The 12594-nt window shown below is 26.7% G+C and carries 14 protein-coding genes; 13 read left to right on the top strand and 1 reads right to left on the bottom strand.

Going from position 1 to position 12594, the window contains the following annotated elements; translation table 11 throughout:
• The first annotated feature begins 229 nt into the window (after nt 1-229).
• From OIF33_RS08040 to OIF33_RS07980, 13 genes are all read left to right on the top strand, one after another.
• Nucleotides 230-1003, top strand: coding sequence for a hypothetical protein (locus tag OIF33_RS08040; RefSeq protein ID WP_322503714.1), 774 nt, complete (start codon nt 230-232; stop codon nt 1001-1003).
• Between the two features lie 40 nt (nt 1004-1043).
• Nucleotides 1044-2009: a hypothetical protein gene (locus OIF33_RS08035; RefSeq protein ID WP_322503713.1), complete on the top strand. Its 966-nt coding sequence runs from the start codon at nt 1044-1046 to the stop codon at nt 2007-2009.
• A 133-nt stretch (nt 2010-2142) separates the two neighbouring features.
• A complete protein-coding gene (locus tag OIF33_RS08030; protein WP_322503712.1) occupies nt 2143-3318 on the top strand; it encodes a hypothetical protein in 1176 nt (391 codons plus the stop codon).
• Between the two features lie 41 nt (nt 3319-3359).
• Entirely contained in the window at nt 3360-4076 is a 717-nt protein-coding gene (locus OIF33_RS08025) for a response regulator transcription factor (RefSeq protein WP_322503711.1), read from the top strand.
• 2 nt (nt 4077-4078) lie between these two features.
• Entirely contained in the window at nt 4079-5107 is a 1029-nt protein-coding gene (locus OIF33_RS08020) for a HAMP domain-containing sensor histidine kinase (RefSeq protein ID WP_322503710.1), read from the top strand.
• 204 nt (nt 5108-5311) lie between these two features.
• On the top strand, nt 5312-5671 hold the full coding sequence (locus OIF33_RS08015; RefSeq protein WP_322503709.1) for a hypothetical protein: 360 nt from the start codon (nt 5312-5314) through the stop codon (nt 5669-5671).
• Nucleotides 5672-5734: 63 nt separating this feature from the next.
• The gene (locus OIF33_RS08010; protein ID WP_322503708.1) at nt 5735-5911 is read left to right on the top strand and encodes a hypothetical protein; all 177 of its coding nucleotides are present in this window, start codon (nt 5735-5737) and stop codon (nt 5909-5911) included.
• Nucleotides 5883-6377 carry a GNAT family N-acetyltransferase gene (locus OIF33_RS08005; RefSeq protein ID WP_322503707.1) on the top strand — a complete coding sequence of 165 codons (495 nt, stop codon included), beginning with the start codon at nt 5883-5885 and terminating at the stop codon, nt 6375-6377. Before OIF33_RS08010 ends, OIF33_RS08005 begins: the two co-directional genes overlap by 29 nt.
• 335 nt (nt 6378-6712) lie before the next feature.
• Complete coding sequence (locus OIF33_RS08000; protein WP_322503706.1) at nt 6713-6910, top strand: helix-turn-helix transcriptional regulator; 198 nt, start codon at nt 6713-6715, stop codon at nt 6908-6910.
• Complete coding sequence (locus OIF33_RS07995; RefSeq protein ID WP_322503705.1) at nt 6910-7368, top strand: DUF6773 family protein; 459 nt, start codon at nt 6910-6912, stop codon at nt 7366-7368. Before OIF33_RS08000 ends, OIF33_RS07995 begins: the two co-directional genes overlap by 1 nt.
• Before the next feature lie 308 nt (nt 7369-7676).
• On the top strand, nt 7677-8339 hold the full coding sequence (locus tag OIF33_RS07990; protein ID WP_322503704.1) for a M15 family metallopeptidase: 663 nt from the start codon (nt 7677-7679) through the stop codon (nt 8337-8339).
• Nucleotides 8340-8497: 158 nt separating this feature from the next.
• Nucleotides 8498-9190, top strand: coding sequence for a response regulator transcription factor (locus OIF33_RS07985; protein WP_322503703.1), 693 nt, complete (start codon nt 8498-8500; stop codon nt 9188-9190).
• Nucleotides 9180-10286 (top strand): HAMP domain-containing sensor histidine kinase, encoded by a 1107-nt coding sequence (locus OIF33_RS07980; RefSeq protein ID WP_322503702.1) that lies wholly within the window; start codon nt 9180-9182, stop codon nt 10284-10286. The genes OIF33_RS07985 and OIF33_RS07980 overlap by 11 nt, the downstream gene beginning before the upstream one ends.
• A gap of 248 nt (nt 10287-10534) precedes the next feature.
• Here the strand turns inward: OIF33_RS07980 and OIF33_RS07975 are convergent, their stop codons facing one another.
• Nucleotides 10535-12271 (bottom strand): S41 family peptidase, encoded by a 1737-nt coding sequence (locus OIF33_RS07975; RefSeq protein ID WP_322503701.1) that lies wholly within the window; start codon nt 12269-12271, stop codon nt 10535-10537.
• Nucleotides 12272-12594: the final 323 nt, after the last annotated feature.

The raw sequence follows: 12594 nt of genomic DNA, 5'->3' as shown, positions 1-12594 counted from the left end.
TGGCAATTATTTTAGTAGTTTTACTAGCTATGTTAGTATGTGGAACATTAAGTTTATTCATTTCATTTGTATAGTAGATGGATAGTAGAATACATATCACATTAAGCTTAGTTTTAATTAAATATTAAAATTAGGTCTAAAGGTATAGATAGAAATCAATAATCATTTAAAACAGAGCCTAATAAAAAGCACATGAAATTTATGATTGAAAGTTAAAGTGGAGGAAAAAATGGGGAAAATTTTAAGTTTAGAGTTAAAGAAAATAATAACAAAGAAGCGATTATTAATAATGTGGGCAGCAACATTGTTTTTGGTGTACCAAGTTACAGGCGGAGTTACTGTAAGTGATAATTATTCAAGTATATTTCAAAAAATATATTTAATGGCTCCATTAATAGGAATATTAATGTTTATGGTATTTTCAGAAAGCTACATTATGGAATATAGGTTTAATATAGATTCAGTGATCAAAACAACAAAGAGTTATAAAAAAGTAGTATTAGCAAAGAGCATAGCTAACACCATAATTGCAAGTTTAATAAGTATTTCTATATTGCTAACTATGACTATAAAAGCTCTTATTTTAGTAGGTTTTCAAGGGATAAATATGCCTATAAAGGAGATTTGGTACTTTGGAAATAGTGGTTCTAATATAACTGTATTAGGAATGGTAATGATAATGTGTTTAACATTTATACTAGGAAGTTTTTTATTTGCTCAAATTGGTTTGTTTTTATCTAGCATAAGTAAGTCTGCTGTAAAACCTTTTTTATTAGGTGGGTTAATAATGGGTATTCCTTTCTTAGGTAACATATATGGTATATCTCAATTTTTCTCACAAAAAATGATATTATTTACTCCTTTATATGGAATGTTCAGTTGTCAACTTATAAGATATGGGGCACCAATAAGTGCAGATATATTTTTCATCCTTGTTTCATTAGCTTTTGGAATTCTATTTTATAGATTGACCCTTAGAAGTTTTACAAAGAGTAGAAACTAGCTTAAAGAGAAAATATAATTACATATAAGAGAGGAAACATATGTTAAAGTGGGAATTTAAAAAAATTTATAAGGATAGATCATTTTTGGCTATCTTAGCAATATTAATTTTCAATGTTGTAGCAATGACTTTTTTGAATCCTCATGTTAATTATGAGGAAGAGAAAAAAAGTCATTATATGAATGTTAAAAGCCTAAGTGGAATTAGTATTTTAAAAGATAATGATGATTTAGATAAGGATACTAAGGATTTATCTGAAATGGCTTATGATAAATTACAAAAGGACAGTGGAGAGGAATATAAAGATCTTGAGTTTTATAGGATGTTTTATTTTAGAATTTCTAATGCGTTATTAAACATTTCAATGTGTATTATAATTTTCATAATATTTTCAAAGATATATGTTGAGGAGAGAGAGTCAAATGTAGATAGTATATTATTATCCTCTAAAAAAAGATACAATGCACTATATTCAAAATTGGGGTTATCATTAATAATTCCAACCTTTATATACGTTACATATATAGTGGTTATTGGGGTAATAACAGCTATGCAGTATGGATTTTCTAATATGGGATATCTACAAGCTTATAGAATAGCAGATAATCCACTTTTATTAAAAGGTAGTTTCACGATAAATCAATATTTAGCTCTTACTGTGATGACAATATTAGGATTGTATATAATATTAGCTTTATTTACTAGTATGTGTTCTTTTCTTAGTAAGAATTCAGTTAGTTCAATAGCTGGTGCAACAGTAGTCTTAATACTATTTAAAGTATTATCAGAACTTAGGTTTTTACCAGAGGGAATATTAAATATTCTAAAAAATATTAATTTTATAGATTTATTTAGAAGTCCACAAATGTTTATAGGCACCTATAAAGGTAATATAATATTATTAAGTAATAATTTAGACATACTTAATTTATGTTACTTAATTCTATTCTTGTTAATTGTATTAGGGATTATGATAAACATATATATTTTTAAAAAATTGCTTTAAAAGAATATTGATTTTTAGCTAGTTATATGCAAATTTATCTAAAAATTAGTTATGGCTTAGAACATAGCTTCTTTTAGTTTTAGTAGTATAGTTTTAAATATACAAGTATACATAAGAAAAAGGAGAGGATGGTTTGAATATTTTAAAATCAAAAGGAAAAATCATAATTATTTCACTGGTGATTTTACTATTATGTATTGTTTCAGGAAATATTTTAATTAATAAATTCTATAATACAAACTATAATAATTTTAATTCAGTAGATAAGGAAATGTTTAATAAACTATCAGATATATACAAAGAATTTCATAAGAATGGAGATCAATTATGGCCTGATTATGATTTTGAGAAAATGCCATTAATTCTAATAAGAACCTATAAAGATAAGGGGATTCTTAGAAAGTATGCCTATGCTATTAATGTAGAGGGAATGAAAGAGGGGATTTTTTCTAAAGAAGTTACAATGCCAAAAGACTTAGATTTACCTAAGATTTATAGAATAAGTAGCTTAAATCCACAATTATTTAAATCTTTTATGCCAGGTAACTTTGGAGAAATAGATATAAAAGGGCAAAAAGTATTTTATTTTAAATACAATCCAAAAATGATTGAGAATCCTGATTTATACTTTGACTTTTCTTCATTTTTATTACATGAATCATTCCATACTTACAAACAAGAGAATTGGGAGTATGATAAAAATGATGGGGAATACATAGAAAATTATCCTAATAATAAGGGAAATTACGCTTTAATTGGTGTTGAGTTCTCATTGTTAGATAAAGCTTTAGAAACAAATAATAAAGAAGATATAGAAAAATATTTAAAAGATTGGACAATAATACGTACATATAGATATGAAAAATGGCCTCAATTAAAGAATGAAACTAATACTGAAGCTATAGAGGGTACTGCTAGGTATATGGAATATGAGTATAGTAAATTAACTGGTGGAAAATTGACTGTGCTTGCAAATAAAGAAGCACCATATCATGTTTCATTTATTCATGCTTTTAATTATATAGCAAATGGAGAGGCAGAATCACCAGAGTTCTTAAAGAGGCCTATGAGGTATGAGGTAGGCGCAGCTCTTGGTCTTCTAATGGATGAGTTAAATATAAACTGGAAGAGTCAGATAGAAGATAGTAAGGATAATCCAGGAGAAACTCAATACGAAATATTAAAAAAATATTTTAATATAACTGACAAGGATGTAAATGAAAAAACTATTAAGAGCATAGAAGATGAAAATAACTATAATGAGTTATTAAAACAAGGAGAAAAAATAGTTAATTTAACAAAAAACTAAACTTATATTTATATTAAATTTCTAGAAAGAAGGAATTTTTAATGGAGACATTAATAAAGGAGAAGAGAATATTAATAATAGATGATGAGGAAGAAATATTAAATATTTTAAAAACAGTTTTAAAAAAGGAAGGTTTTAAAAATATATACACAGCTCTAGATGGAGAAAGTGGTCTTAGATTATTTAACGATTTAAGACCAGATATAGTAATACTAGATATAATGTTGCCTGATAAGGAAGGATATGAAGTATGTAGGGAAATAAGACAAAAGTCTAATATACCGATTCTTTTCTTATCAGCTAAAACTGAGGAAATAGATAGAGTACTAGGCTTATCCATTGGAGCAGATGATTATATAACAAAGCCCTTCAGTCCAAAAGAGGTTGCTTTAAGAGTTAAAATAAACTTAAAGAAAAACATAATCATGGATAAAGTAAAGAAAGAAGACCCTATATTAGAGTTTGGACCATTTAAGATAGATCAACAAAAGGTTGAGGTCATGAAAAATGGAAAGGTAATTGATCTTAAACCTAAAGAGTATAAAATGTTTTTATATATGGCTAAAAACTTAAACCATATAATAAGCAAAGAACAGTTTTGCGATAAAGTGTGGGGAGAAGATTTTGTAGGTTTTGATAATACCATAATGGTACATATAAGAAAGCTAAGAGAAAAGTTAGAAGACAATCCTTCAAAACCTAAATATATTATAAATGTAAAGGGCTTAGGATATAAATTAAGCGTTAGGGATGAGTAATTATGAAATCTAATATAACCATTCAATATAGCATTATGACCATACTTATAGTTTTAATAGTAACCATAATAAATGTTGTTGGTATTTTCTTAATATTAATGCAATCAAACTTAGACTATGCATTGCTAGAAGTGTTAATAGGTATGCCTATTTTAGAATTTATTGTTGCAATTTCTTTTGGAGTTAGGTTCTCAAAAAAGGTTACAGAGCCAATGAAGGAAGTAATAAAGGGAGTAGAGAATCTTGAAGATGGCAAGTATGAAATTCTATATGAAGAGGATGGACTTTATAAAGATGTTAAAGTAAAACTCAATAACCTAGCTAACAAATTAAAACAGAATGAAGTTGAAAGAAAAAAGATTGAAGTCATGAGAAATGAGTGGATATCAAACATAACTCATGATATAAAAACACCTTTATCTTCTATTAAGGGATATGCAGAACTTTTAGAGAGCTATTCTGATTTTACTGAGGATGAGATAAAGCAATATGGATTTGTAATAAATCAAAAGTCAGAATACATAAAACAGCTTGTAGATGATTTGAATCTAACTGTTTATTTAAAAGATGATAAAAGAATACTAAATATGCAGAAAGCTAATTTAGTAACAGAAATAAAGAAATCGATAATAAGTATATTGAATGACTCCATATATTCAGAGAGAGAAATAACCTTTGAAAGTAATAAAGACGTCATAGATGAAACTTTTGATATAAAACTTTTAAAGAGACTAATAAACAACATTATATACAATGCGCTTATTCATAATGATGAAGATGTTAAGATAGATGTAGAAGTATTAAAGGCAGAGAAAACACACATCATCATAAAAGATAATGGTAAGGGAATAAGTGAAGAGGATTTAGAAAACATATTTAACAAATATTATAGAGGAACCAATACATCTTACTTACATAAAGGCTCAGGCCTAGGAATGGCCATAGTTTACAATGTAGTAAAGGCTCATGGCTGGGATATAACCATAGAAAGCAAGTTAGGTAAGGGAACTAGAATAGAGATAATTATTTAAACCTAAATATAAATTAAAGAGTCTTATATTATTAAAATCTTACCATAGAATAATTTTTAAAACTTCAACTGAATGTAACTTTATTGAAAGTAATATATTTAAGTAAGTTTTATAGAATGTAAATTGTTTCCAAAGGGCGGTTTTGTTATAATTAATTTAAATTTAGGGGTTAGAGATAATATATAAAAAGGGGGAAAAAGATCTGTGAAAAATATATGGAAATTTGGAATTGGTGCTTTAGTATTATTAGTTTTGTCATTAGGAATTATAGGTTTTAAGAAGATAGCAGAACTAGAGAAAGAAGTGAGTTTTTATTGTAAGATAGCCGCTATAAAGGAGAGTAGTCTTATAGTGAAAGGAATTCCAGAGAATGATATTAATCACAGAGGAAGCTTCCACTTTAAGGTAGATAGTAACACTAAAATATTGAATTCAAATAATGAAAAACTAAACTTTGAGGATTTACAATTATGGCAAGAAGTTGAAGTTACTTATGATGGGCAAGTCTTAGAAACTGAACCAGCTCAATTAGAGAAGGTTTATAAGATTAAAATTATTGAATAGGTGGCTCATTTTTGTTTATGAATTAAGTATCAGGTTGTCTTTAAAAATGGGGTGATGTTATTATTGATGGGTAGCGAGAATGACTTTGATTTATGTAAACAGTATATTATGTCATTACACTATACACCTAAAGATTTTAAGGTTAAATATTTTGAAGAAATGAGCATTGTTAATAGAAAGACTTATAAAAGGGATAAGGAGAAAGGGTTTTATGAAAATAAGAAAAGTTTTGCAGAGTGAAATAGAAAGTTTTTATGAGCTTATTGGTGAGGTTGAATATTCTCTTTTCAGCACAGAAAATGAAGAGCATATGAATTGGTTGAAAAAGAAGATAGATAGATTTTATTATAGTGGAGCTGAGTTTTTTGGAGCATTTAATGATAATAATGAGATTTTAGGCATTATTACTATATTAATAGATAAACCCCCACAAGGAATAAATAATGGATATAATAGTTGTGAAGTTATAGAAATGGGTATAAATAAAGAAGTTAGAAATAAAGGATATGGTTCAAAGTTATTAAATTATGCTGAAAATTATGCTAAGGAGCAAAATATTTATTGTATGTATATGCATACATATGCAGGAGATCATGATGTGATTGCCTTCTATGGTAAAAATGGATTTGTTCCAGTAGGGATAATACCAGATATATATGGACCTAAAAATGAAGGTATGTTATATATGAGAAAAGTTATAAGATAATTTTAGGTGATGAAACTATAGCAGTTAAAACTGGATTAGGCATAGAAAAAGTAAAAGTTTTAAGAGAATGAAAATAGATAGGCTAATTGGTCTATCTATTCTTAATTGACGACTTTTTTTATTTAATGAGCTTTTAAAGACTACTAGCTATTATTCTGGAATATATGATAGCAATACTTTGAGAAATTAAGTCAGGTCTGAAGAGCTAGCTAAAAATCAACATTCACCTAAAACAGAGTCAAATTATAAAATATAGAAAAATGCAATATATAAGTAACATTCAGTAATATTTATCATACTATATATCATATATATATAATATAAGGAGGATATATATGAAAAATAAAAGAATGAAAATAGCCCGTATTGAATGTGACATGAAGCAAGAAGATTTAGCAAAAGCAGTTGGTGTAACAAGACAAACCATAGGACTAATAGAGGCAGGAAATTATAATCCATCTTTAAATCTGTGCGTTGCAATATGCAGGGTATTAGGAAAAACATTAAATGATTTATTTTGGGAGGAAATGTAATGAAAAGTTTAGAGAATCTAGATGAAAGGGTTTTAATGCAAAAGAGAAAAGTACAAAGTGATACATTTCAATTATTAATTTATTTTTTATTGATATCCCTGTTAGTGCAAAAATTCTTTTTTAATGCTCCGCTTTCTCAAATTATAGTTGAACTTATAGGTGTTGTAGGTTCAGCATTTTATGTTGAAATTCGCAATTTGTTCTTAGGAAACAATGCTTATTCTTCAAATAATATAACTAAGAAAAAAATCATCAAGGACAGTGTTATTTCAAGCCTTATTTCTACTGTACTTCTTGTTGTATTAGCTGGTATTACTGATATACAAATTCTTTTGATTTTATTTTTAGCTTGTATAATTTTTTTTGGTAGTGCCTCATTTCTTTTATACTATTTAAATATTAAAAAACAGAAGAAAATTGAAGAAGAACTAAATAAGGACGAATATGATATTGAATAAGCTAAATAAATTAAACACTATATCTTTTATTGGAGATGTAGTGTTTTTAGTTTTTAGAAATTATATCTTACTTAATAAGCTAATTTACAGTATATAGGAAAGTTTATGTGATATTAGTAATTGTAGCTTTTATTTTAAGATTGGCTATGTTTTAGGTGAGTTTTGCTTTATGGTTGTTTGAAAAATTATGGGATTAAAATAATAAATTAGGTTGTATTTAAAAACTTAAGATTTTGTAAGCTTTTTTTATAAGTATCGTAAAGTTTGCTTTTTAAAATAAGAATATATTATTTTAAGGAGTAGATGAAATGGGACGAGTAATAAAAGGAATATCAATAATAATGTTAATAATTTGTGGTTTTCTATATTTTATAAAAAATAATGACTTAGATAGTATAGAAAATAAAAAAGTGAAGAGTTATAAAAATAAGGATATAATTTTAGTTAATGAGGATTATGGAATTGGAAACTATAAACCAGAACAACTAACTATACCTGATATAGAATTTACTAAGGATTCTGATCGTGAGGAAAAACAGGTTGCCTATGAAATTGTACAACCTTTAGAAAATATGGTTAATGATGCAAAAGAAGAGGGTATAGAGCTTATAGGAAATTCAGCATATAGATCTTATAAATCACAAAAAGAAGTTTATAATAATAGGATAAGAGCTGTTGGGAGAAAAAAAGCAGAAGAATATGTAGCAAAGCCTGGATTTAGTGAGCATCAAACAGGATTATGTATTGACATAACAAATAGAAGTAAATATTTTGTGAAAGGAACAGATGAAGCTGATTGGCTTGCCAAAAATTGCTATAAATACGGCTTCATAATTAGATATCCGCATGGTAAAGAAGATATAACAGGAATAGCATATGAACCTTGGCATGTTAGATATGTAGGAAAGGAAGTAGCTAAGGAAATATATTATAAAGGAATAACTCTAGAAGAATATTTGGGAGTTAAGTAATAAAAATAAGGCTCTATTTTTGTTGGATGTTGATTTTAATATATTCCCTCTTATTAAGAGGGTCTTATGGTTATATCTAAAAATAAACACTAGTTTAAAATATAGTGTAGAATAAAGAAAAAAACATATAAAAAGATTTTAGAATGGTGGAGAGAAGGATGAAAAATAATATTTTAGTAGTAGACGATGAAAAAGAAATAAGGGACTTGTTAGAAATAAACTTAAAGGTTGAGGGATATAATGTTTTTAAGGCAGAGAATGGTGAGGAAGCATTAAAAATTTTAGAGGATACAAAAATTCACTTAATAGTCTTAGATGTGATGATGCCTAAAATGGATGGGTTAGAGTTTTGTAGAAGAGTAAGAGAAAACTATAATATGCCAATATTAATGTTAAGTGCTAAAGTTGAGGATATGGATAGAATTCAGGGGATAATGACTGGAGCAGATGATTATCTTTGCAAGCCTTTTAATCATTTAGAATTAACTGTTAGAATTAGAGCTTTGATGAGAAGGGCATATTATTTAAACGAAAAAATAGATAACTCTGAAAGTGTCATAACAATTGAATCTTTAGTAATAGATAAAAAGAAGCATAGAGTAACAGTGGAAGACAAGGAAGTTAATTTAACAGCTAGAGAATTTGAAATATTATATTTATTGGCTACAAATAGAGGAAGAGTTTTTAGTGGTGAAGAAATATTTGAGAAAGTTTGGAAGGAAAAATATTATCAATCCAATAACACTGTGATGGTTCATATGAGTAGATTGAGAGATAAATTAGATAAGAGTATGGAAGGAAATAAAATAATTCATACTGTATGGGGAGTTGGATATAAAATTGAGAAATAAAAATATTAATAAATACTGGTTTTTATCTGTATTAGATATAGCTATTTCATCATTGTTGACATATATTACGATTGTAGTAATTAAAAAGACATTAATGCTTTTATACGATTATGCCTCTATAGGAATTGTTAATCTTATTTGGAGACTTTGGAATGTAATCAGATATGAAAGCTTAGGAACAATAAGTTATTTATTTATAATAATACCTTTATTTTTAATGTATTATTGGATTTTAACTCATAGAAAAATGAGCGATCTAGGTATAGTAATAGAAGAAACAAAAATAATGGCTAGTGGTGATTTGGAGCATGTTATAGATATTAAGCCAAATAACTACACAAAGAACTTAGCTGATAATATAAACAGTATTTCTAGTCAACTTAAGGAAAGAACAATTGAAGAGAAGAGAGCTCAACAAACAAAGAATGATTTAATAACTAATGTTTCACATGATTTAAGAACACCTCTTACCTCTATAATTGGATATTTGGAAGTGATGGAATCAGGTAAATATAGAGATGAAGTTGAACTTATGTATTATATAGACATAGTATATGAAAAAGCAAAAAGATTAAACTTACTTATAAATGATTTATTTGAACTTACAAAGATGAAAAATAGTAACATAGATATAAAAAAATCAAAAATAAATTTAGGAGAACTAATAGGACAGGTAACAGCTTATTTAAATTATCAGTTTGAGAAGGCTAATATGGAACCAAGGCTATATTTCTATGATGAAAATATAATAGTAAATGCTGATTCAGAAAAACTGGTTAGGGTATTTGAAAACTTGCTAACAAATGCAATTAAATATGGTAAAGATGGTCACTATGTTGACATAACTTCTAAAATAGAAGGAAACATGGCTGTTATTAAAGTAATAAATTATGGACAGTCAATTTCAGATATGGATTTACCATATATATTTGATAGATTCTATAGAGTAGAGAAGTCTAGAAATAGTAAAGTATCAGGATCAGGATTAGGGCTTGCAATAACAAAGAGTATTATAGAATTACATAATGGTAAGATAAGTGCATATAGTAGTGAGGAAAAAACAGTATTTGAAATAAAATTACCAATTGATGAATAAAAAGAATCTTATTTTAACAGCTGGTTTTGTTTTCAGTTGCGAATGTATTAAATTTCATACAAAGTCACATAGCAAATCATAATATAATTAATAACAAAAAAATGGAGAATCTAAAATTTTTAGATTCTCCATTTCTGTATCTTTGTAATATTTTAAAATTATTCTTATAAAGTCTATTTAATTTATTCTAAAAATTAGAATTTATCTATTTAATCTGTAAGAGCCATATTTAATCATATCAATTTCTTTTAGTTTTTTAACTTTGAGATTTCAATTGCCTTTTCTAAAAGCTCATCCTTTCCATCTCTTATTCCTTGAATAGTTGGTTTTACATATATATCAGGTTTAATCCCAATTCTTTGAGTTTCAAGACCTTCTGGTGTATATACTCCTATTCCTGTTATTGTGGTTATTATTCCGCCAGGTAAAGTTATGTTTGCTACATCTCCATCTGCACCTATGGAGTTTTCTCCAATTACAACAGCCTTAGGAGATTTTCTAAGAGCCATTGCAGTAAATTCAGCCTGACTTTGAGTACACTCATTAATTATTACTACAATTTTTCCTTTATAATAATCTTCATTATTTTTTCCCACTGATATATCTCCAGGAAATATAAATTCACCAGGTATTGATTTGTTAGCTATTGTGAGTTTTGAAAATACAGTTTCTTCTGATAAAAGATAATCAGACATTGTATGTGTTATTATATCTGATGGGTAGTATCTTAAATCAACAATTATTCTATCAGTATCTTTAAATTTATCCATAATACTATCTATTTCATCTTTGGCTAAAGCTCCTGGATTTATATAACCTATATTATCAGATAAAAGCTCATGGGATTCTCCATTTACTTCATCAAGATTAACTTCTCTAGCATTATAACATTTAACTTCTTCAATTAATTCTTTTCCATCTCTTTCTATTTTAAGAGATAAACTATCATCTGAAGTTCTAAATAAATAATATTTTAAACTATTTACTATAGCTTCATCACGAGAAAATGAAATATACTTAGATTTTTCCTTTATTATTTCAAATATATCTTTATTATTAATCTCTAATATCACATCTCCAACTTTTAAATTACAGGCATTTTCATATTTATTAATTATATTTGTAACAACAATTTTATTTTCAACTAAAAGAAATTTAATAGGTGCAAGATTAGTTCCCCAATAGTTATACAAAGTACCAGCAATATCATTAATCGATGCATGAGAATCATGTATTTTTGAAGTCAATTCTGATAAGGTTAGTTTATATGATAAATCATTATCACTATCTATGATTTTTGGAATAAACTCATTTAATACTTCATTCCAATCCTCACCTATAACGGTTCTATATGGATAGTAATACTCAATTATATTCCAATATCTAAATAAGCTAAGAAGCTTATACCCATCATCCTTATAGTCAAAACTGTATTGTCGTTCATTATCAAAATTTGAATAGACTGGATTATCTTTAAAATTTACATAAGCTCTATCTCTATCAGATATATAAGACTTTGACATTTTAACCAATAGGTTGCTAAGATTTTTACTTAAATATTCTTCATCACTTATCCAATTAGTATCTGCCTCTACCATAACTTCAGTATTTTCACTATATGAGTTCTCTTTAAATTTTCCAAGCTTATTAAGCCAATCGTATAAAATATTATTTACTTCATCTTGGTTTTTAGCTTCTAGAATCATTGGCATAACTCTGAATAATTCAAAATCCCAGTTCTTTGAACCATCTACTATTTTAGGATGATAATACTTAGCAAACCCCCAAACTTTACATAGCTTATTTAAGCTTTCAATTTCATTGTTATCTAAATCATCAATAGTAATATTTGAACCAACATTAAACTCAGTATCAAAATAACTCCTATTATAATAAAAGAAAATTCCCGACATGATTATAACGAGGGGGATAGTAATTAAGACTAATTTTTTTAGTGAATCAAATTCTCCCTTTTTACTATTCATTTTGACATTTTCCTCTCATATTAATATAATATACTTCTTATTAATTAAGTATTTTAAAAAGTTACTGCAAATTCTCTTATCTAGTTTGCAATAATTAGAATAAAAAATCTTATGTGAATAATAAAATAATTTTACATTAGAGTTTAACTTATACCAAAAAGATTAGGTTTGATCCCTTCATTTACCTTAGGGATAATCACAATATTTTTCATAACTTTCACCTCTATAAATATAGTGTTTTTAGAAAGATATCTTACTAAATAATCTTTATTCTTATTATACACAAATAATTGATGAAAATGAAATAAATTCCAATTGATTAA

It is taken from the genome of Clostridium sp. LIBA-8841 (genome assembly GCF_034439435.1).
In the GTDB taxonomy this organism is placed as follows: Bacteria; Bacillota; Clostridia; order Clostridiales; family Clostridiaceae; genus Sarcina.
This window is presented reverse-complemented; position numbering and strand designations above follow the sequence as displayed.

Coding starts and splice junctions, on each gene's coding strand:
- OIF33_RS07990 (WP_322503704.1), top strand. CDS start 7,677: ATGGGACGAGTAATAAAAGGAATATCAATAATAATGTTAATAATTTGT.
- OIF33_RS08035 (WP_322503713.1), top strand. CDS start 1,044: ATGTTAAAGTGGGAATTTAAAAAAATTTATAAGGATAGATCATTTTTG.
- OIF33_RS08040 (WP_322503714.1), top strand. CDS start 230: ATGGGGAAAATTTTAAGTTTAGAGTTAAAGAAAATAATAACAAAGAAG.
- OIF33_RS07985 (WP_322503703.1), top strand. CDS start 8,498: ATGAAAAATAATATTTTAGTAGTAGACGATGAAAAAGAAATAAGGGAC.
- OIF33_RS07975 (WP_322503701.1), bottom strand. CDS start 12,271: ATGAATAGTAAAAAGGGAGAATTTGATTCACTAAAAAAATTAGTCTTA.
- OIF33_RS08005 (WP_322503707.1), top strand. CDS start 5,883: ATGAAAATAAGAAAAGTTTTGCAGAGTGAAATAGAAAGTTTTTATGAG.
- OIF33_RS08020 (WP_322503710.1), top strand. CDS start 4,079: ATGAAATCTAATATAACCATTCAATATAGCATTATGACCATACTTATA.
- OIF33_RS08000 (WP_322503706.1), top strand. CDS start 6,713: ATGAAAAATAAAAGAATGAAAATAGCCCGTATTGAATGTGACATGAAG.
- OIF33_RS08025 (WP_322503711.1), top strand. CDS start 3,360: ATGGAGACATTAATAAAGGAGAAGAGAATATTAATAATAGATGATGAG.
- OIF33_RS07995 (WP_322503705.1), top strand. CDS start 6,910: ATGAAAAGTTTAGAGAATCTAGATGAAAGGGTTTTAATGCAAAAGAGA.